Origin of the sequence: Ferrimicrobium sp. (assembly GCF_027319265.1) — a bacterium.
Lineage (GTDB): Bacteria > Actinomycetota > Acidimicrobiia > Acidimicrobiales > Acidimicrobiaceae > Ferrimicrobium.
The window spans coordinates 1-19,741 of the sequence record NZ_DAHVNP010000037.1; the positions used below are offsets into that span (position 1 = coordinate 1).

Here is a 19,741-nt window from a genome sequence, read left to right on the forward strand (position 1 = left end):
AGGGATTATGAGTCCCCTGCTCTAACCGCTGAGCTACGGGCCCCGAGCTCCGGGGGAGAGACTCGAACTCTCAACCACACGGTTAACAGCCGCGTGCTCTGCCGATTGAGCTACCCCGGAATAGACTACACAATCTAGCAGATCAATCCATGTAACCGGCCATGGCACGTGCCAACATCCTAACCATCGCGGAGGACCTCCTTGAGAGCTTGCGTCGACTCATTACGGCGCAGCCGAGAGATCGCGCGTGCCTCCACTTGACGGACCCTCTCTCTCGAGACGCCAAAGCGATCCGACGCTTGCTCAATGGAGTGCGGCTCCTCTCCGTTGAGTCCGAAACGATACACGAGGATCGCTCGTTCTCGTTCCTCAAGCTGATCGAGAACAAGTTGCACAACTCGCCCAAGATCCTGAGATGTCACGGTCTCCTCAATCGGCGGACTTGATCGATCCGGTACCGCATCACCCAGCACAGACTCCGAACCGCTATCAGTCGTGGGACTCGCCTCAAGCGATAATACCGATTGTGCGTACATCAGAATTTCCTCAACTCTGAAGAGTTCGAGACCACAAGCATCGGCGACCTCCTCAAGTCGCGGTTCACGACCAAACTTCTGCTGCAGGTCGAGCCGAATCTGCTGAATCCGCTGAAAATCCTGTTGCAAGGATCGCGGCAAACTAATCTCATTGCGGAACTCTCCTATCGCCTGCGAGATGGCTTGTCGTATCCACCAGGTGGCATAGGTCGAAAAACGAAATCCCTTACGACCGTCATAGAGCTCCACTGCTCGCATCAGCCCGATATTGCCCTCTTGGATCAGGTCCTCGAGAGGCACGGCCCCTCCGTGCATACGTCGTGCGATGGAGGCGACAAGACGCAAGTTCGATGAGACAAACCGCTCCTTAGCAGCAGCCAAGATCCGTTCTTCCTCGCGCGTGCGCTGATCACGACCTTGGAGCTCTTGCACAATGGCGCTTAACTGAACCTCCTCGTCTCGTGAGAGCAATGCTGCACCCGACAACGAGGCCAAGAAGTCGTCGGCCTCCTTGATCGTGAAACCCGGCCTAATAACCTGCAAAGACTCCCTCGCGGCGGATTGACCATCGTGTCTCCCCTTCGCCGAGGTACGCCTGTTGCTAACCGACTTCGGTGTCGTCGACACCACAACCCCATCATCATCGGTGGTCCTGCTTGTAGGAGCTCGTGATAGAACGGCATCAGCATCCACGACGCTCATCGGAGGATCCAACTGTTGAGTACTCACCTCGTCAACTGCTGGGGCTGTCTCCACCGACTTGGGCCTGTCAGAAGGTGTCGCTGTTTTCTTATGACCGTCTGTCACCTAGTAATCCTCGAGAACTGGGTGCCTGTTCAGAGGGTTGGCTGGAAGATCTCGGTCCACTTCCCCACCGGCATGCGAACGCATGGAGACCAACCAATTGATTAACTCGCCACAGGGCTCCATCCTCGTTCGATCCCCCTGAAGCTCCTCGATCAAGAGTCGTACCCTCGGGACCTCCGCAATCAGCGCGGTTAACTCTCTTGCTGAGACCCGTAAAGAACGCGTCAATTTCGCAAGTTCGAGCTTGGACTCTCGTAGCACGAGCGTGGCTATCACATCAGCGCTGTTGTCACTCTCCGGCTGTTCGCTGGCCAGCCGAAAAAAGAGCTGCAGCATCGTCTCGGATGCTACCTCCCCTAGCCGCTGTTGCACCTCCCAGAGCGAAGTGGTACCATGAATTGCCTCCACGATCCGTCGGTGTGTGGGGTCACGGAAGAGCTCAGCGACGACAATTCCATCCAGCCCTGCAGGGTCGTGGACCAAGAGCCGAAGCGCCTCAATCGCCGGTCGGTCCAGCGCTGCTGCTTCTCCAACCTGTTCGTCGACAACTCGAGAACGTGGCCCCTTTGGCAGCTGCACCATCAGCTCGTTGACAGAGAAACCAGTTCGATCAGCGATCAGAGCCACGTACTCTCCACGAATCAGGTGATTGGGATGTCGCTCAATCATCGCGATCGCCTGCTTCGCCACACGTGAACGATCCTCGGTGGAGCCGAGATCCCCGCTTCCCAACAGACGCTCAAGTCGAAAACGGGTGATCGGGACGGCACGACGAAGGGCCTCCTCCACCAGGCCCGGATCCTTCACCGCCGCATCGGCCGGATCGAGATTATCCGGCAATGTCACGACATCAAAGACCACGCCACGACTCTCCTCCTCGCCCCAGAGACGCTCTGCAGCGTTCTGTCCAGCGGCATCTGCGTCAAAAAAGAGGGTGATGCGACGAGCGAATCGTCGCAAGACATCGAGATGTTCCTCCGAGAAGGCGGTGCCACAGGTCGCCACCACATTCGAAATACCGATCTGATCGAGCGCGATCACATCGGTATAGCCCTCGCACACAATAACAACACCCTTCTCCACGATTGACGAACGCGCCCGATCCAAGTTGTAGAGGGTGCGACGCTTACGATAGACGGGTGACTCCGATGAGTTCTTGTACTTCGCCGCCTTGCCGTCGAGTCGTTCCAACTCCTCAGGAAGAATCCGCCCGCCAAAGGCGACTACCCGGCCGGTCGCATCTCTGATGGGGAAAACAATCCGCCCATGCATGTGATCGACGAGCGTGCCCTGTTGGTCGCGGTAACCGAAACCACCTTCCTCCCAATCACTCGGCTCGATGCCGAGACGCGCGAAGGGCAATTGTACCCGCATGGGGGAGAGCCCAATCCCAAAGGAACGAATGGATTCGGAGGAGATCCCGCGCTCATCGAGATACGCACGAGCTGACTCGCCACGAAGCGGATCACCAAGCTGTGCCTGATACCACTGCGCGAGTCGCTCATACCCGTCATAGAGTCGGGTTTTGACGTTACGATCCGTCGGCGTACTCGTCGTCTGCTCGATCGTCACATGTGCACGATCTGCAAGGTACTCGAGCGCATCGACAAAATCGATCCCTTGGGTCTCCCGGACAAAGGTGATGGCATCACCTTTGGCATGGCAACCAAAACAGTAATAGACGCCGTCCTCGCCGTTGACCGAGAAGGAACCCGATCGTTCTTGGTGGAAGGGACACAACCCCACGTAGCGGCGACCGACACGCTTGAGCGCCACCGAAGCACCGATGAGGGTAACGATATCGGTAGCATCCAGGACACGCCGAATATCAAGCTCAGAGTAGCCCACTCTGCGAGCTCCTTCCCTCACGTACTTCCTTCTATAGGCTAGCACCCTCACGGATCAGTGACTGAGCAACAGCAAGGCGCGCAATCGGCACCCGATACGGGGAACAACTCACATAGTCGAGCCCGATCTTGACAAAACTGGCAATTGAATCAGGATCACCACCGTGCTCGCCGCAGACACCTAGCTTGATATTAGGCCTCGTCGATCGTCCCCGCTTCGCTGCGATGTTGACAAGTTCAATCACCCCTTCAGCGTCGACCACCTTGAACGGGTTAGACGGAAGCAGTCCCTGGGCAAGATAGATCGGCATCAACTTACCCTCCACGTCATCCCTAGAGAAACCATAGGTCAATTGGGTGAGATCATTGGTGCCAAAGGAGAAGAACTCGGCGATCTCAGCGATCTCCATCGCCAAAAGCGCCGCTCGTGGCGTCTCGATCATCGTTCCAAAGAGCACATCAAGCCCGTCATCAGCACCGAGTTCTGCCAGCGCCACCTCCACCCACGCGTGGGCATAGGCTAGTTCTGCTTTAGAGATCGTCAAAGGGATCATCACCTCGACGTGTGGTTCACCACCTGCGCGCTTGAGGTCCATTGCCGCCTCGAGCAGTGCGCGCACCTGCATCGTGTACAGCCCTGGCTTGAGCACTCCCAGGCGCACACCGCGTACACCCAGCATAGGGTTGAACTCTCGCCATGTCTTGGCTGCCTCTAGAAGTTTTGCATCCTCCTCGGTCAACGTCTGATTGCTCTCCTTGATAAGGAGCGCATCGATATCTGGCAAGAACTCATGGAGTGGCGGATCAAGGAGTCGCACCGTGACCGGCAGACCATCCATAGCGCGCAAAATTTGGAGGAAGTCCTCCCGTTGGGCCACGCGAAGTTCTTCAAGCGCCCGCTCCTCATCGGCTGGAGTGTCTGCCAAGATCATTCGACGAACGATGGGCAATCGGTCCTCAGCAAGAAACATGTGTTCAGTACGACAAAGACCAATACCCTTGGCACCAAAGCGGCGAGCTACCTCAGCATCGGGACCAGAATCCGCATTCGCCCGTACGCTCATATGGCCAGCAGAGAGCTGGTCAGCCCACTCGAGGAGGAGCTCGAGCTCCTGCGGTGGCTCAGCTGCCTCAAGTGGCAGTCGTCCAAGCGTTACCGTCCCCGTTGAACCATCGATAGAGATCTCATCTCCTTCGTGCAGCTCAACATCTTCAATCTTTGCAAAGCCATTCTCGAAGATCAGCTGATCGGCACCAACGACAGCAGGTTTTCCCCAACCTCGAGCAACCACGGCGGCGTGTGAAACCAAACCTCCACGGCTCGTCAGGATGCCATTAGCGGCCAACATGCCGTGGACGTCATCAGGCGAGGTCTCCTTACGTACCAAGATGACCTCCTCGCCCCGTTCGTGTGCGCGAACTGCATCGTCAGAGGTAAAATACACCTTCCCTACTGCCGCTCCGGGTGAGGCTCCAAGACCAGTCGTGAGGACCTCGAACTTCGTGGTCGCAAACTGTGGGTGTAACATCTGGTCAAGATGATCAGGAGAGATGCGCAAGAGCGCCTCCTCCCGGGTCAACTTGATCCCGGCATCGCTCGTCATGGCCACCGCCATACGCAAAGCCGCGATGCCGGTTCGCTTACCAACTCGTGTCTGTAGCATCCAAAGCTTGCCCTGTTCGACGGTGAACTCCACGTCACACATATCTCGATAGTGCAACTCAAGACGTTCGAAGATATCCATGAGTTCGTGGAACACCTCGGGGAAATGGGTCTCCAGCTCTGCAAGCGGTTCGGTTATGCGGACACCGGCGACAACGTCCTCTCCCTGAGCATTCACCAAAAAGTCGCCATAGACGCCCTGTTCTCCAGTAGCGGGGTCGCGGGTGAAGCCGACACCAGTACCGGAGTTATCATCTCGATTACCAAAGACCATTGCTTGGACATTGACGGCCGTACCAAGACGATGGTCGATACCCTCCCGTTCGCGATAGGCGATCGCCCGCGGTCCATTCCACGAACCAAAAACCGCCTCAATGGCGCCTCGAATCTGCACCTTTGGATCCTGAGGGAATGGACTTCCAGTCTCCTGAGCAACAATCTCCTTATAGGCGCCGACCAGGTACCGGAGCAGTTCCGCTGGAATCTCACCATCGGAGTCGACCCCCGATAGCTCCTTGGCAGCATCGAGCAACCGGTCGAACTCGTCCGATTCAATACCTTGCACAATTCGGGCATACATCGCGATAAAACGGCGATAGGAGTCGTAGGCAAACCGAGGATCGTTGGTCAGTGCTGCCAAACCCTCCACGGAGACATCGTTGAGCCCAAGGTTGAGCACCGTATCCATCATCCCCGGCATGGAGAACTGCGCTCCCGATCGCACCGACACCAGAAGTGGATCGCCTGGATCGCCTAGACGCTTGCCCATCAGTTCCTCGAGTCCGGCCAGTGCGCGATCAACTTCGACCGTCAGCCCGTCTGGCCAACCCTCGTCGATATACGCACGACATGCGTCAGTCGAGATGGTAAAGCCGTGGGGCACCGGAAGTTTCAGCACCGAGGTCATCTCCGCTAAATTGGCACCCTTTCCTCCAAGCAAGTGCTTGAGATTCATCGGGGCTACCTCATGGGGATAATCGAATGAGAACACAAACTGCACGGTCGTCTCCTTACCATCTGCCTGCCCTGGAAGCGCGACGAACGGGCTGTTCTCCCTCCGCCTGATCGCTCCAGTCTGTCCCTGCCCGCTTGTGGCGGTTTCTTACCTGTCAGCGACGTTGCCGAGGTATGCCAAGAGTATAGCCAGATACCCCGACCACCTAACCAAAGGGTGTGGCGACTGGGCGAGCCGTGGAGTCCAGTCGCTCCTGAAGATACCGCGTAACCTCAGTCATTGGAATACGCACTTGCTCAGTCGTATCACGATCTCGTACCGTCACCGCCTTGTCATCGAGCGTATCGAAATCCACGGTGACACAGAATGGTGTACCGATCTCATCCTGTCGACGATAGCGACGTCCAATCGACTGGGTCACATCAAAATCACAACTGAACGCACTGGCTAAGCTCGCAAAGACAGCATCTGCAGCCCCCTGGAGCTCGGGTTTTCGCGACAATGGCAACACCGCCACCGTATACGGAGCAAGAAAGGGCGACAAGCGCAAGACGGTACGTTCCTCGCCACCTACCTCGTCTCGGTCGAAGGCTGAGAGCAAGAAGGCCATCATCGCTCGCGTCACCCCTCCGGCGGGTTCGATGACGTTGGGAAGATAGCGCTCATTGGTTTGTGGGTCGAAGTAGGTCATATCCGTGCCAGAATGCGTCGCATGGGCGTTGAGATCGTAGGTTCCACGATTCGCAATCCCCTCAAGTTCGCCAAAGCCCCACGGAAACCGATACTCAATGTCGACGGTGCCCTTCGAGTAGTGAGAAAGCTCATCGGGATCATGTGGCCGTAAGCGCAGCTCATCTGCTGGAATCCCAAGGGTGCGATACCATTCGTAACGCTCTGTGGTCCAATACTGGAAGTATCGGTCAGCGAGTTCCGGCGGGGTAAAAAACTCCATCTCCATCTGATCAAATTCGCGCGTTCGAAAGACAAAGTTGCCGGGAGTGATCTCATTGCGGAATGACTTACCGAGTTGCGCGATCCCAAAAGGTGGCTTGAGCCGAAGCGCTCGCTGCACCAACGGAAAATTGACAAACATTCCTTGCGCGGTCTCGGGTCGTAGGTAAGCCACGGAAGCATCATCGGCGACAGGACCGACAAAGGTCCGAAACATCAGATTGAAGTCACGCGCCTCGGTGAGATCCGTGGATCCACAACTAGGGCATACGCCCTCGATCTGGTCCTCTCTCCACCGCGAACCGCATTTACGACAATCGACAAGTGGATCCGTGAAACCCGCTAAGTGCCCCGAAGCCTCCCAGATCTTTGGGCTCGATAGTATGGCCGCTTCGATCCCTACCACGTTCGGACGCTGTTGGACCATGAAGTTCCACCACGCTTCGCGGACGTTGCGCAGCATGAGCGCTCCAAGGGGTCCATAGTCATAGGTCGATCGGAATCCACCGTAGATCTCGGCTGACGGAAAGATAAACCCCCGTTGTTTTGCGAGGCTGACAATGGCTTCCATTCGATCAAGATCAGGCATATCGGGATTGTAGTAGGAGGAGCCTCCCCAACTGGTTATCGAGGCTTAGGAAGGCTGATTTTGGGTGGCCTGGGGCTCGAGCAGGGAGGCTACCACACCGGTGGAACGCAGACCTCTACCCACCACCTCCTTGACCAATCGAATAGCAAACGCTTCAAACTCCCGCCCACCTCGAGCGTCCTTGTCAATGAGCACCTCGCTGACGCGATGGGCGAGAATCAATGCCGCCTTCGCGAAGATCTCAGTTCCAACAGGTTCCCCACCACAGCCAGAACATCTGGGGGCAGAACTCGCGAAGTCAAAACCCGCGAAAGAACCAGGGGCACCACAGAGTCCGCACACGGTGAGGTTCGGGGCATAACCCTCGATATCGAGTAGTCGTACCAGCAGCGCACCCAGTAAGAATGGGCCAGGTTCGTCACCCATGAGGCGCAGGCCACGGTTCATCAGCTCGTAGACAACCGGATCAGGATGCCGATCAAGGGTGAGACTGTCGATCGCCTCAAGCCACTCCAACGCCGAGCCAAATCGGCCCGGATCAACCCTGACGCGAGCGAGATGCGCCTGCACGAGTGACGCCTGTTGGATGACGTCCAACTCTCGTCCGCGATAGAGAAGTAGATCGAGCTCGCTGGTCGGCTGGATTAATCCTGAGATACGACTCTTAGCACCCCGCACACCCTTAGCGACCGCCCGAACCTTACCGTGTTCGCGGGTAAAAAGAGTCACAATTCGATCTGACTCTCCGAGTGGCCAGGTGCGGATCACCACGGCTCGATCTGCGTAGGACTTCATCGATTACGAAAGCGCTGTCGCCGCCCGCCAAGCACCAACAGACCGATCAGCACCACGACGAGAATCATCAAACTCCCAAGTTGTGCCGCGCCACCTCGAATGGCGGCGACCGCCAGAAACAGCAACCCAAGACCGATCAACCATGCCAGAATCCGAGCGATCACATACAATATCTTCATCGACGACGTGGCTCCTTCACTCCCCCGTAACGGCGTGAACGCCCTTGGTAGAGACGCACCGCCTCAAACAGGTGTTCTCGACGAAAGTCAGGCCAATACTCGTCTACAAAGACAAGCTCTGAATAGGCCAACTGCCAGAGCAAAAAGTTAGAGATACGATACTCGCCCGAGGTACGGACCACAAGGTCCGGATCCGGCATCTCGGGCTGGTAAAGATAGCTAGCGATGAGTGCATCGTTAACCTGGCTGGGACGATAACCCGCAGCTACAATCGACTGCACCGCATCGACGATCTCCGCCCGCCCACCATAGTTGAAGGCCATCGTCAGGGTAAGAGTCGAGTTCGCTTGGGTGAGTTCCTCCGCCCGATCCATTTCGCGCAGAACCGAGCGCGGCACCCTCCAGTTCCGTCTTCCAATGAAGCGAATCCGCACACCGAGGTCGTTCAACTCGTCCCGCCGTCGACGAAGCAGGCCTCGGTTAAAATTCATTAAAAAACGTACTTCGTCACTAGGCCGTCGCCAGTTCTCTGTTGAAAACGCATAGACGGTGAGCCAAGAGATCCCTAGATCAAGCGCGCCATATACAGTGTCAAGCAGAGCCTCTTCCCCCGCCGCGTGCCCCTCAGTGCGTGGGAGACCAAACTGCTCAGCCCAACGACCGTTCCCGTCCATCACACACCCCACATGGACAGGAATCTTGGTCGGATCGATACCCTCGATCATGGGTTTCGCCGGAGCCGTGATCGTAGATGCTGCTGCATCGGTTGGCCGACCGCCTCCATCCAAAACTCCACGTCCAGCACATCCCCCTCAAGAAGAAAGATCCGTCTCGTGGCCGCAACTGGTTTCGAGGTCGGGGTATGTCCTACCTGAGTAGAATCCAAGGCGAGGCGATAGCCACCAGCGCGGTCCTCGATCCACCCGGTTAGCACCTCACTGATACCGGTCGGTTGTGCAACCACAAGCTCTGCTTGGCGTTCCCCCACGAACCGTAGGTAACCGACTTCCGTATGTAATGGTGAGCCATCACTGGCCTTGGTCATCTGTCGATAGGTTAAAAAGGGACGGCCAAGATCAGCCACTTCGACCGTCTCATGGTAGTCAAAATCAGCGATGGTCGGGTACCAACCCGATCCCTCGCCGCTCCAACGACCTATCATTACACTGCGAAACTCCATGGCCCTCCGAAACGTACTCCTCATCGAGCAACGCACTCCCCCATCGAGCTTAGCGCTACCATGCTCGACAGAGGAACCCTTCTCCTTTCCACAACCAAGGCCAGCGATGCCGTCGTCTGGGTCACCGGGCTACGGGCAATGGTGCCTTCGAGTACTCCGAGGACCAACCCGATCCTCATGACCCAGGCCAGCCGCCCATCAAACAACCTCAGCGCAGGGCTCATCGGCCTTGCCCGATACGCCAACCTCGCCTTGAGCGAGGAGTTGACAGGACCACGATAGTGATCGATGCCGGCGGACCGTATCGTCCCGCGTTGGCGCACTATAGTGTTCGGCGTTTGCGCACTATAGTGTTCGGCGTTTGCGCACCATGGCGATCTACGAAAGACCAAGAGGAGGGCAACTCCTTCGGGCCCTCATGGTCTCTCCCGCCACATCCTCTCGGTCTAAAGCTGTGGCATTTCAAGCGCTCAGATCGCTAAGGAATCGGCCCTTTGTCCGTGAGCTATGGGACAAAAGACCCCAGGTCTCTGTCCGTTCTGCGCACTAACATTACCACTAGTTGTCATGTTACTCCAGCATCGCTATCACAGGAAGGAACACTATCAAGATGGCTCAGACAAACACCGCCGTAAACCATACTCCCCACGATTGGTTAGCTAGGGCCTTGCCCGGTCCACTAGAGCACGAACGGGAACGTTGGTACACCCCAGAGCGCTCCATCCGCAACATCCATTGGATCCGCTTCCTACTGGTCTTAGTCGCACTGGCGGACGCTGCCGCTCACATCTTCGCTGCACCAGCAAAATCCGCTGAAGTAACTCTCTGGCTTGACGGGGAGGTCGTGATCTACGCGCTGATCGCCATGGTCTACCTGCTAGGTCTGCGAATGTGGTATCTACCCGCGCTTGCGTATAGCGCGCTCAACCTCATCCTCTTCTTCGTCTCGGGTTTCGTCGCCATTCCTGGCGTCACGACCGCTGCCCTCACTGGCCATCTCGCCTTTGCTCACTACTACTTTGGTCGCGGATTCTCATTAGCTGCCTGGATCGTGCTCCTCATCGTCGGAGCCGTGATGCTCAAGGTCGACAAAGGCTCGAAACTCAACGAATTACTGCGCGATTCGTAGGAGTCGCAACGACCGGTCAGCTCACTCCTGGTTGTGGACCCGAGTCGTCACTGATGGCTGGTCGGCTACGATGTTCGACTACTAACTCTTTATCTACACACCAACCACCTACCGGTTCGCATCAAACTCAAGAGGTCTGTCCAAAGCGATAGGTGGTTCACCCGTCAGCTGTGCACAACCTGGCTACACCGTTGCTCATGCACTGCCGTCAGCTTTGGGCACACAGCGTGATCAAAACTCGAATTCGTCAAGGCGACTGGCATCTCGACTCCACTCCTTGGCGACCTTGACCTCAAGCCGAACCCGATATCTCCCTCGAAGCCGTCGATTGACACGGCGTCGCACCGAGCGGAGCCGAGCTCCCCCCTCACCGATGAGTATCCCCTTTTGAGAGTCCCGCTCGACGTAGATAGTGACCGGTACCTCATCTTCATCATCATCCCAATCCACCACCCGGCACTCGACAGAGTGGGGGACCTCATCTCGCAGGCCATTCAAGAGTTCATCACGGACGACCTCGCCAAGCCAGATGCGCAGCGGCAGATCGACCTTGGTCTCTGCGTCGTACATCGCCGCTCCCTCGGGGAGTCGTTGCGAGAGCGCCTGGCGCAACGCGACAACGCCGTCGCCACGCTTTGCCGATGCCAACAGATACTCGCTGAGATCCCATCGCGATAGCTCATCCAACTTGGGCAAAAGCGCACCCGGAGCTACGAGGTCAATCTTGTTAATGACCACCAAATCCTCGGGGTGAAGCCGATCAAGTATCGCGCGTTCACGGTCGCTCAACGGCTTAGTTGCATCGAGCACCATCAGCGTGAGATCGGCACCGTCCATCTCACCCTCGGTGACGGCAAAGAGGCGGGCAGCCAGTTGGTCATGGCCAACGTCAAGCCCCGGAGTATCGACCAATACCAACTCGATATCGGGCTCACGAACGATCACCCGCACCGCTCGACGTGTCGTGTTTTTGTGCCATGACACCGTAGAAAGCCGGGCAGCTGCAATGGAGTTGATGAGTGAAGACTTGCCAACATTTGTACGGCCAACGATTGCAACAAACCCTGACTGCATCAGTTAGCCTCTCCGGTCCTGTCAGGATCGGCGAGGGGCACAATTGTAACGGTGGCGACGCGATGACCCGTCACATGAAGGACTCGAAACCGATACCCCGCCACCTCGACCTCCTCGCCAGCCGCCGGCAAATGTCCTAGTTGACCCACAATAAATCCACCAACGGTATCCCATCCCCCTTCAGGCAAGGTCACATGCAAGAGCTCCTCGATGTCATCGATGGCATGGGTGCCCTTGACCTGAATGCCTCCATCGGCGCCCGCTACCACCGCCTCATCCTCGGTATCGAACTCATCCGAGATGTCGCCGATCAACTCCTCAATCAGGTCCTCCAGCGTAACAAGACCCGCCGTTGAGCCGTACTCGTCGACCACCACGCTGATGTGGAACTTCTCCAGCTTCATCTCCCGGAGAAGATCGGCAACCGGCTTACTCTCCGGAACAAAGTGCGCCGGACGCATGTGTCTGCGCACCGCCTCATGGCCAGTGTCCTTGCGCTCGATCGCAAGCAAATCCTTCGCGAGCAGAATCCCGACCACATTATCGATCGATCCGTCATAGACCGGCAATCGCGAGCGACCAACCTTGACGATCACAGCGATCGCTTCATCGATCGTCGCTGTCGCCTCGACGGCGACGATATCGGGCCGAGGTACCATCACTTCCCGCGTGATCGTATCTCCGAAATTGATTACTGAGTGGATGAGCGCCCGTTCCTCATCTTCGATGACGTCACCCTCCTCCGCAGCATCAGCCATCGCGAGCAGCTCCTGCTCGGAGACGAAGGACGTGATGGAACCTCGACCAGGTGTCAGGAGCCGCGAAAGTCGTGCTACCCCGGAGGCGATCACCTTGATGGGCCAGAACTTGACCAACACCGAGACCAACGGTGCCGCAAAAAGCGCACTCTCGTCCGGGCGGACCACGGCGATGTTCTTTGGCACCGCCTCCCCAAGAACAAAAATTACCAGTACCTCAACAATGGTGGCGACGACCACTCCGAGAGGTCCAAAGAGATGGTCAGCAATGATACCGACCAGCGTGGCGGCAACGAGCTGTGCAACGAGGGTCACGAAAAGTACGGTGCTGAGGTAGGAACCTGGGTCCTCCACCATTGCGGCGAGTCGCTTGGCCCCCCGGCGTTCCTGTTCCACCAGCCCAAGGGCACGAATCTTCGAGGTTCGCGTCAAAGAAGTCTCTGCCAGGGACATGACCGCAGACAGTAATACCAGAAAAATAACGACAACCAGCGACCAGGTGTCTTCAGTGTTCATCGGCCGGCCTACTCACGCCCCCGACCGAGACGTGCAGCTTTCAAAGGGCGGTAGAATTGTTCCAACAACGCATCCTCTCGTGCCTCCATCAGCTCCGCTTCGGCATCAATCTCGTGATCCATGCCTCGAAGGTGCAGCACACCATGGACGAGCAATAACGCCAACTCATCCTCAAGCGTACCGTCATGGCCCCGTTCACCCTGGTGCTGGGGCGCGTTCCCGGCAGCGACGAGGGGGCAGATCACGATGTCACCCAACAGGACCGGGCGTTCCGGTTGCGGCGAGGTCGGACTTGGCCTCCGTGAGTCAGGGGATCCTCCAAAGGGTGGGTCATCCTCCTCAATCACAAAAGAAAGGACATCAGTTGGCCCGTTCATCGCGCGAAACTCAAGGTTCATCGATGCGATCACATCACGGTCGACGAAAAGAACCGAGAGCTCGGCCGGTCGGACCTTATATTCATGGGTGGCGATCTGCTTGGCCAGCGTATAGAACAAGTCCTCGGCTATCGGGACGTCGTCCTGTTCATTGGCGACAAAGACCTCTAACTCACTACTCACGATCGATTTGCCTCCGCCTCACTTCGATCATAGGCGTCAACGATCGCGGTAACAATCGGGTTGCGAACCACATCCCTTGAGTCAAGGCGGACAAAGGCCACACCCTCGATGCCAGAGAGTGTCCTCTCCACGTCGAACAGTCCGGAACGGCCACTCGTCAAGTCGACTTGAGTCACGTCACCGGTCACGACTGCCTTGGAACCAAATCCGATACGAGTGAGAAACATCTTCATCTGGCCAGGTGTCGTGTTCTGAGCCTCGTCGAGGATGATAAAGCTCGCGTTGAGCGTCCTGCCGCGCATGAAAGCAAGGGGGGCGACCTCAATCACCTGCCGTTCGAACAGTCGGGTGACCGTCTCGGGATCCATCAAATCATACAGGGCATCGTAGAGCGGACGCAGGTACGGATCGACTTTCGCATTGAGATCACCGGGCAGAAACCCTAACCGCTCCCCCGCCTCAACCGCGGGGCGGGTCAAAATGATGCGATTGATGCGCTTCTCCTGTAACGCCGCGACCGCGAGTGCTACGGCAAGGTAGGACTTCCCAGTACCAGCAGGCCCGATCCCAAAGGTGATGGTATTGGCTCCGATAGCCTCCACGTACCTGCGTTGCCCGATCGTCTTGGGGCGCACCGGCTTACCGGAGCGCGAACGCGCAAGCTCGACATCAGTGACATCCTTTGGGCTTGCCTCGGCCTCGACCATATCGATGGCCCGTTGGAGTGTTTGGGGTTCGATCGCATCACCGCGGTCAGCAATGGCCAAGAGCTCCGAAAAAAGTCGGATGACCACCGTCGCGTCAGGCCCTTCCACCATGATTTCATCTCCACGGATAAGGATGCGCGAGCGAGTAAATGCGCGCTCAAGAATCCGTAAATGCTCGTCATTACGCCCAAGGACGTTCAAAAGGGCTGGCGGGCTCGTAACCCGCAAGCGGCCCGTCATCGATGCCACACTCATATTGGCACTCGACATCGTCAAATTATCCTCACTCTCTCATCCACCATTGCGCTGCACTCACGGTGTTGGGTATCATCTGTTGACTCTCTGCTGACCAATCGCATGTACACGGTGACTCATTTGATGATTTCCGCCTCCATCATCACTCACTGCTCGTCTATGCGACGCCTTGGGATTGGCAAACGCCACCGCCTCATCCTGACTCTTGCGACTTCTTGTACAGGCACCAGAGTTCCTCGGCCCGCATGGGGGCCTGCGATACGACCGAATAGGTGGCGGGACACGACCCTGATCGTCCACGAGTGAATCAAGTAGTCGAATCAATTGAGCGATGGCTACGGTATGGACTTCAAGGATTTGCCTGCGAAAACGGCGACCGATGAGATCACCTCGAAACTGGTGAACGCACTCGATGAGATCGCCACCGAACTCACCTTCACCGAGGAGATCCGCCGCCACCAGCAGGCCTTGCGACGCCTCGAGACAAGCAGCTTGAGCGAACTCCTCGGATATCAGCATGGCGTCCGACTGACGATCGGTTTGCAGCAACTCCAAGGGAGAATTGCCGCCTACGGTCCCGACGCGCTCAGGCTTCTCACCGAGGGCGGTCGGACCCATCTCATCAGTCCGCCTGCAATCACATCGGTCCAATTCATCACTACACGCACCGAAGCGGCGGACGAACTTCCCTCGTTTCTCGCTGAACTCGAACGCATCACCAATGGGGGAAACTGTCTGTTGATGGACACCTTCGGTCATCGACACGCACTCGAACGACTGATTACGATTGCTGAGGACTACCTGTACTACAGGAGCCACGGAGGCATCCCCACCGCACTACGGCTTTCGTGCATTGCTCTGGTCAGTCCGGAACTCCCGGTCTCGTAAAACGCATTGTACCTACCACACTAGCATCTTGAAGGCCATTTCATCAGCGCTTTGGTCGCAATTATCCAAGCCTCCCTGCACGAGAAATACCCAGACATCGGCACCTATCTTCCTTCCCACATCGCCCCCATTCTCATTGTCCGATGCAGCGGGACCTCACACCAACGCTGCGGTGGTCATCTAGTGGCCACCTTACCCAGTCGATGAGCCGCCTGATCCGATCCGGCTCCGTACGGTCGGCAGGCTGGGGAACGACCCGCATACCCACTGGCGAGCTAGCGATGTGCCACCCCAACTGGTAGGAGATGCAGACAGTCTCCAGGTCAGGGAGGGCCGCTAAGGCCCAGACTCCACGTTGCCCCTCTGCGTTGGCAACAACAGCCACCGCGATGGATGGTCAGTCGCTGCCTCGAGCAAGCCCGCTGACTAAGACAAATGCTGCCATCGCAAGAGAGGCCCGCGCAGCCCGTTGGCCGAGCCCACCCCGGCCACGATGGCGAGCCTTTGCACCCCCGTTTGTTCCGCGGTCTCCCGCACTATTCCTGTGAGCACCAGGAACCCCACTGAGGGGCTAACCCTCTCCCCGGCACACCGACCTGGGCTCACATAAGGCCGGTACCTGGCGTGGCGACCACATGCAGTATTGGGCTACCCGTTGGCTTGGCAATCGCTTGGCTTAACTGCCCCTTGGAATGGCCACTGGCAACGCATCGTGTAACGATGTCGTGGTTCCCTCGAGACGCAGACCTACCTGCACCGTTGTCAAGCAAGGGCTGAGCCATCTCGGATGGGCATCCCAAGATGGCTCAGCCCTTAGGAACCCTCACTTCGCAGGCTGGCATCGACCTCGTCAAATTGGTAAAGATGGCGAAGGTCCCCCGGCGCAATACGGCTGCGTTCAACATAGTCATCAAGATCACCATGACGCAAGCGTATATTGCGCCCAATCTGGTAGCCCGTCAGCTGACCCTCATCGATCAACCGATAGAGCGTACGCAGTGACACACCCAGTCGCTCTGCCGCCTCCTTGGAACTCAACCACTTGCTGTCTACCACAAAGTTCCTCCATCTATCATTGTTTATCATAGTTCACCAGAGGATGACTTGACACGCCAGGGACCCGACCGCTAAGCTCCCGTACCGCAAGGATGCACAAGCGTCGCCAATGGATTGGTACGTGCGCATGCCCTACCCTCGAAAGGAGGGAGATCATGTCGCCACCCATACCCAAGGCGATGCGTCAAGAGCCAGGGAGGGACGATGCGATCGATCAGTACACCTACACGCGATGATGACCCCAGGTGGTCACTCAGGCGCAAACGCCTACGGGGCGCCCGACGCATCGAACCAGCGAGGCTGCGTTTTGTTGGGCTCGTCACCATGCTGGCGATCGCTGTCGCTACGCTCGCTGCCTCATTAGTGCACGAGGAACAACAACCCCATACCGCCTGGGTTCCCGTCGCAAAGATCGCCGTCCCCGCAGGAGCAGCCCTCCTTCCACAAGATCTCGAACTTCGCAAAACGGTGGTTCCCAGTTGGCTCACCGATGCCGTTCCTCATGATCCAACCACCTTGATCGGAGAGGTGACAACCACCGATATCACCCCTGATGAGATCATCGAAACCTCGATGGTGGCCCAGTCTCGCCCATCTCGCCCGTTACCGCTCATCACGGTCTCGGTGCCGACTTCGTCCGTTGGCCCAGGTCTGATCCAACCCGGTGATCGTGTCGATGTCATCGCCACCTACACGGCGGCGAGCGGAGTTGCCTCATCCCAAGTGCTCGCCGTCGATCTGGAGATCCATGCACTGAGTACCAACAACGGCACCTACCTCATCACCGTTGGCGTCGCGCACCTCGAGACCGCTCTCGCGATCTACCAGGCAGAACAAACCGGCAAGATCGCGATCATTGGCGCTACCGGGGTTGCGGGGCACACAACGCTGCAGAGCTATCCGCCGATCGGTGGCCCCCATGTCCCATAGGCCACTCCTTGTCGTCATAGAAGAGGATGGAGTTGCCTCCACGACGCTCGCCCACCTTGCCCCTCACGCCCACGATCTCCGTATCCGATGCCTTGATTCCCCACAGCCACTTACAGACCTCTGCGGTGGTGGACTCGTCATCACCTCCTTGCCATTAGAGAACCGCTGGCAAACGCTCACTTCATCAGTGGCCTTGACGCTCGACCCCTCAACCCTCGTTAAGATGGCGCACCAGGCCACAGCGCAGGCCCCACGTCGAGCACCATCGACTCGGAGCAGCACAACCAGTCCAGCCAGTGTGAACAGCCTCGACGAAGCTGGCGGCGCCGACGAGCAGTCCAGTGCTGCTGTCACGGCATGGACACCGAGTCCGTCAGTCGCACCGATATCCGATGCAGGAGTACCACCAGTACAGTGCTCACCTCCGGCCTCAGCGCCGATGACATCATCGAATCCGGTCTCCCTAGCGGACGGCGCGGTCACGCCTATCCCTCACAACCTCACTCACTCCCCCCGACGATCCGAGCCCATCCCGCCTCGCTCAGAGGAGGCTGGCGCGCCCGGCTTCCCTGGCCAGGAACCCATCCGCGGTTGCTACTTCATTCCGGTTCTGGGCATCGAACTGGGCCTGACCGCCCAACTCAGCTGCGTGCTCGCACAGCTCTTCGCCGAACTACATGAGACGATCTTGATCGACTTTGTTGCCGGAGGACTCCAGCGATTTCTTCATGACCTGCCATTGGAGACTCCCTCGATCGACCACCTTGCCCATGCAGCGGCTCCAGCCTCCATCGCATCATTCACGCAAATGATTGCACAACGGGGCTACCGTCTCCTCCCTCAGCCCCTCACACCACACACCGCCCATCCGCTCGATGCTGATCGACTCGAACGACTCCTCCAGCTCTTTGGCGAGAGTACGGCAACCATCGTCGCCCCGCTTGGGGCATCGTCGTACACCGTTGAAAACGGCTACCAGGCCGAAGGGGTTGATCTTCTCGCCCAGAACCTGCTACACCAAGCCTCGGCACTGGTGCTCACCGCAACGGCAGGCCTCACCTCCACCTACCAGCTCATCAATCTTGTCCGCCAAACCACCAGTGCTCTACCTACGATCCGCGAACTCATGATTGTGATCACAGGAACCCGAGAGGAGTTGCGCCGTGGGCACAACCTTCATCAACTCCTCAAGGAAGCGATACCTGAGAGTCTTACCCGTATCGTCACACTCGAGATCGTGATGCTCGGCACCATCACGCTCGACGACTTTCATGAGGACGTCCTCCCATTTCCATCAGGACTGCTCCGACCGTTGCGTCCCTTTGCCAAAAGGGCCACCCAGTTGCCGCCGATCAACCCGGGCCTGCAAGCTCCAATCGTCACTCACCCGTTCTACGAACGGGTTGATCCCCTGCTGGACTTCTTTGCCAAGGCCGAAGATTAATGCGTAACCCGCACGATATGGTCACCCTCGAGCGACCAGTCACCCTCCTGGGTCAGATAGGTGATCGTGGCGAGCGTCGACGCCCTCGCCGACCAAGCAACGATCGGATCCTCAATCGCGCCATAGATCGCCGCCACGAGGTCCACGACCACGCGATCACCGCCCTCGAGGAGTTGGCGGACCTGGTCGACTCGCTCAAGTCGGTGGGCTCGATAGTACGCGATGACCCGTCGCCCCAGGTCTGCCTCCATCACCGGTCCGTGCCCCGGTGCAATCATGGCGAACTCCGTCGCCTCCACCGTCGCCAAGGATCCAAGGAATTGCCCAAGGGAACCATCTGGGTGCAGAATCGCTGTCGTGCCACGTCCCAGGAGATGGTCACCACTCATCAAGACACCGTCGGCACTGAGATAGCTCACCGAGTCCGCACTATGTCCTGGCGTCGCCAAAACCCTGACCCCGCAGGCCGTCACCACTCGCTGAGCCAGCGGCGAATCACCGATCTCCGAGGCCGTGAGCAACGGCACGCCGAGTTCTTCAGCGGCCCGAGGACCAAGAGCCGCATGGTCAAGATGTGCATGGGTCGTGATAACCGCTCGTACGGCGAGCTGGCGAGCCTCGATGAGCATTCTGATCGCCAGCAGATGTTCCTCCATGTCGGGACCCGGATCGACCACGACCGCTTGCGATCGGTCGGGACCGCTCACAAGGTAGGTATTGGTGCCGTCCAACGTCATCGGCGATGGGTTAGGAGCAAGAATACGAATGACGCCTTTACTGACCTCGATAGGCCCCGGTGTTACCGGTGGCGCCTTGGGATCACGAGGATCTTGCGCGCTCATCTGCACCACCGCCATTCAGGCTCCGCTCGCAGTTGGATCATCGCTACACACAACACCGAAATCCTCTTGGTCAAGTGGCC

At 57.8% G+C, this 19,741-nt stretch carries 19 protein-coding genes and 1 tRNA gene; 5 read left to right on the top strand and 15 right to left on the bottom strand.

The window, feature by feature from the left end; genetic code table 11:
- Positions 1–47 precede the first annotated feature (47 nt).
- The 9 genes from M7439_RS06400 to M7439_RS06440 all read right to left on the bottom strand — a co-directional run bounded on the left by M7439_RS06400 (position 48) and on the right by M7439_RS06440 (position 9,502).
- Positions 48–120 (bottom strand) — tRNA-Asn (locus M7439_RS06400).
- 59 nt (positions 121–179) lie between these two features.
- A complete protein-coding gene (locus tag M7439_RS06405) occupies positions 180–1,238 on the bottom strand; it encodes an RNA polymerase sigma factor RpoD/SigA (RefSeq protein ID WP_298347504.1) in 1,059 nt (352 codons plus the stop codon).
- 105 nt (positions 1,239–1,343) lie between these two features.
- Positions 1,344–3,191 carry a DNA primase gene (dnaG, locus tag M7439_RS06410; protein ID WP_298347505.1) on the bottom strand — a complete coding sequence of 616 codons (1,848 nt, stop codon included), beginning with the start codon at positions 3,189–3,191 and terminating at the stop codon, positions 1,344–1,346.
- A 31-nt stretch (positions 3,192–3,222) separates the two neighbouring features.
- Positions 3,223–5,853 (bottom strand): pyruvate, phosphate dikinase, encoded by a 2,631-nt coding sequence (gene ppdK / locus M7439_RS06415; protein ID WP_298347506.1) that lies wholly within the window; start codon positions 5,851–5,853, stop codon positions 3,223–3,225.
- 160 nt (positions 5,854–6,013) lie between these two features.
- Positions 6,014–7,348, bottom strand: a complete 1,335-nt coding sequence (locus tag M7439_RS06420; RefSeq protein WP_298347507.1) for a glycine--tRNA ligase — start codon at positions 7,346–7,348, stop codon at positions 6,014–6,016.
- 45 nt (positions 7,349–7,393) lie between these two features.
- The gene (gene recO / locus M7439_RS06425; protein ID WP_298347508.1) at positions 7,394–8,143 is read right to left on the bottom strand and encodes a DNA repair protein RecO; all 750 of its coding nucleotides are present in this window, start codon (positions 8,141–8,143) and stop codon (positions 7,394–7,396) included.
- Positions 8,140–8,322, bottom strand: a complete 183-nt coding sequence (locus M7439_RS06430) for a hypothetical protein (RefSeq protein WP_298347509.1) — start codon at positions 8,320–8,322, stop codon at positions 8,140–8,142. The genes recO and M7439_RS06430 overlap by 4 nt, the downstream gene beginning before the upstream one ends.
- Positions 8,319–9,047 (bottom strand): polyprenyl diphosphate synthase, encoded by a 729-nt coding sequence (uppS, locus tag M7439_RS06435; RefSeq protein WP_298347510.1) that lies wholly within the window; start codon positions 9,045–9,047, stop codon positions 8,319–8,321. The genes M7439_RS06430 and uppS overlap by 4 nt, the downstream gene beginning before the upstream one ends.
- Positions 9,044–9,502, bottom strand: coding sequence for an FABP family protein (locus M7439_RS06440; RefSeq protein WP_298349690.1), 459 nt, complete (start codon positions 9,500–9,502; stop codon positions 9,044–9,046). Before M7439_RS06440 ends, uppS begins: the two co-directional genes overlap by 4 nt.
- 60 nt (positions 9,503–9,562) lie before the next feature.
- Here M7439_RS06440 and M7439_RS06445 point away from each other — a divergent pair, with 60 nt between their 5' ends.
- Together M7439_RS06445 and M7439_RS06450 are read left to right on the top strand one after the other, a co-directional pair.
- Complete coding sequence (locus M7439_RS06445; RefSeq protein WP_298347512.1) at positions 9,563–9,784, top strand: hypothetical protein; 222 nt, start codon at positions 9,563–9,565, stop codon at positions 9,782–9,784.
- 328 nt (positions 9,785–10,112) lie between these two features.
- Complete coding sequence (locus tag M7439_RS06450; protein WP_298347513.1) at positions 10,113–10,631, top strand: hypothetical protein; 519 nt, start codon at positions 10,113–10,115, stop codon at positions 10,629–10,631.
- Between the two features lie 231 nt (positions 10,632–10,862).
- Here the strand turns inward: M7439_RS06450 and era are convergent, their stop codons facing one another.
- The 4 genes from era to M7439_RS06470 are packed head-to-tail and all read right to left on the bottom strand — an operon-like array spanning position 10,863 to position 14,516.
- Positions 10,863–11,705, bottom strand: coding sequence for a GTPase Era (era, locus tag M7439_RS06455; protein WP_298347514.1), 843 nt, complete (start codon positions 11,703–11,705; stop codon positions 10,863–10,865).
- Positions 11,705–12,979: a hemolysin family protein gene (locus tag M7439_RS06460; protein ID WP_298347515.1), complete on the bottom strand. Its 1,275-nt coding sequence runs from the start codon at positions 12,977–12,979 to the stop codon at positions 11,705–11,707. Before M7439_RS06460 ends, era begins: the two co-directional genes overlap by 1 nt.
- An 8-nt stretch (positions 12,980–12,987) precedes the next feature.
- Positions 12,988–13,539, bottom strand: a complete 552-nt coding sequence (gene ybeY, locus M7439_RS06465) for an rRNA maturation RNase YbeY (protein WP_298347516.1) — start codon at positions 13,537–13,539, stop codon at positions 12,988–12,990.
- Entirely contained in the window at positions 13,536–14,516 is a 981-nt protein-coding gene (locus tag M7439_RS06470) for a PhoH family protein (protein ID WP_298337359.1), read from the bottom strand. Before M7439_RS06470 ends, ybeY begins: the two co-directional genes overlap by 4 nt.
- A gap of 327 nt (positions 14,517–14,843) precedes the next feature.
- On the opposite strand from M7439_RS06470, the gene M7439_RS06475 reads away from it, so the two are divergent.
- Positions 14,844–15,389, top strand: a complete 546-nt coding sequence (locus tag M7439_RS06475; RefSeq protein WP_298347517.1) for a hypothetical protein — start codon at positions 14,844–14,846, stop codon at positions 15,387–15,389.
- An 813-nt stretch (positions 15,390–16,202) separates the two neighbouring features.
- Here the strand turns inward: M7439_RS06475 and M7439_RS06480 are convergent.
- Positions 16,203–16,445, bottom strand: a complete 243-nt coding sequence (locus M7439_RS06480) for a helix-turn-helix domain-containing protein (RefSeq protein ID WP_298337350.1) — start codon at positions 16,443–16,445, stop codon at positions 16,203–16,205.
- A gap of 204 nt (positions 16,446–16,649) precedes the next feature.
- Between M7439_RS06480 and M7439_RS06485 the strand changes: the two genes are divergently transcribed.
- Positions 16,650–17,375 carry an SAF domain-containing protein gene (locus M7439_RS06485; RefSeq protein WP_298347518.1) on the top strand — a complete coding sequence of 242 codons (726 nt, stop codon included), beginning with the start codon at positions 16,650–16,652 and terminating at the stop codon, positions 17,373–17,375.
- On the top strand, positions 17,365–18,819 hold the full coding sequence (locus M7439_RS06490; protein ID WP_298347519.1) for a hypothetical protein: 1,455 nt from the start codon (positions 17,365–17,367) through the stop codon (positions 18,817–18,819). The genes M7439_RS06485 and M7439_RS06490 overlap by 11 nt, the downstream gene beginning before the upstream one ends.
- Here the strand turns inward: M7439_RS06490 and M7439_RS06495 are convergent.
- Positions 18,816–19,676 carry an MBL fold metallo-hydrolase gene (locus tag M7439_RS06495; protein WP_298347520.1) on the bottom strand — a complete coding sequence of 287 codons (861 nt, stop codon included), beginning with the start codon at positions 19,674–19,676 and terminating at the stop codon, positions 18,816–18,818. The genes M7439_RS06490 and M7439_RS06495 overlap by 4 nt on opposite strands.
- Positions 19,677–19,741: the final 65 nt, after the last annotated feature.

Excerpts from the sequence above, each read along its gene's own strand:
- M7439_RS06490 (WP_298347519.1), top strand. The coding sequence starts at position 17,365 with ATGTCCCATAGGCCACTCCTTGTCGTCATAGAAGAGGATGGAGTTGCC.
- M7439_RS06495 (WP_298347520.1), bottom strand. The coding sequence starts at position 19,676 with ATGGCGGTGGTGCAGATGAGCGCGCAAGATCCTCGTGATCCCAAGGCG.
- M7439_RS06445 (WP_298347512.1), top strand. The coding sequence starts at position 9,563 with ATGCTCGACAGAGGAACCCTTCTCCTTTCCACAACCAAGGCCAGCGAT.
- era (WP_298347514.1), bottom strand. The coding sequence starts at position 11,705 with ATGCAGTCAGGGTTTGTTGCAATCGTTGGCCGTACAAATGTTGGCAAG.
- M7439_RS06405 (WP_298347504.1), bottom strand. The coding sequence starts at position 1,238 with ATGAGCGTCGTGGATGCTGATGCCGTTCTATCACGAGCTCCTACAAGC.
- M7439_RS06420 (WP_298347507.1), bottom strand. The coding sequence starts at position 7,348 with ATGCCTGATCTTGATCGAATGGAAGCCATTGTCAGCCTCGCAAAACAA.
- M7439_RS06460 (WP_298347515.1), bottom strand. The coding sequence starts at position 12,979 with ATGAACACTGAAGACACCTGGTCGCTGGTTGTCGTTATTTTTCTGGTA.
- M7439_RS06430 (WP_298347509.1), bottom strand. The coding sequence starts at position 8,322 with ATGAAGATATTGTATGTGATCGCTCGGATTCTGGCATGGTTGATCGGT.
- M7439_RS06440 (WP_298349690.1), bottom strand. The coding sequence starts at position 9,502 with ATGGAGTTTCGCAGTGTAATGATAGGTCGTTGGAGCGGCGAGGGATCG.
- M7439_RS06470 (WP_298337359.1), bottom strand. The coding sequence starts at position 14,516 with ATGTCGAGTGCCAATATGAGTGTGGCATCGATGACGGGCCGCTTGCGG.
- recO (WP_298347508.1), bottom strand. The coding sequence starts at position 8,143 with ATGAAGTCCTACGCAGATCGAGCCGTGGTGATCCGCACCTGGCCACTC.
- M7439_RS06485 (WP_298347518.1), top strand. The coding sequence starts at position 16,650 with ATGCGATCGATCAGTACACCTACACGCGATGATGACCCCAGGTGGTCA.
- M7439_RS06475 (WP_298347517.1), top strand. The coding sequence starts at position 14,844 with ATGGACTTCAAGGATTTGCCTGCGAAAACGGCGACCGATGAGATCACC.
- uppS (WP_298347510.1), bottom strand. The coding sequence starts at position 9,047 with ATGATCGAGGGTATCGATCCGACCAAGATTCCTGTCCATGTGGGGTGT.
- M7439_RS06450 (WP_298347513.1), top strand. The coding sequence starts at position 10,113 with ATGGCTCAGACAAACACCGCCGTAAACCATACTCCCCACGATTGGTTA.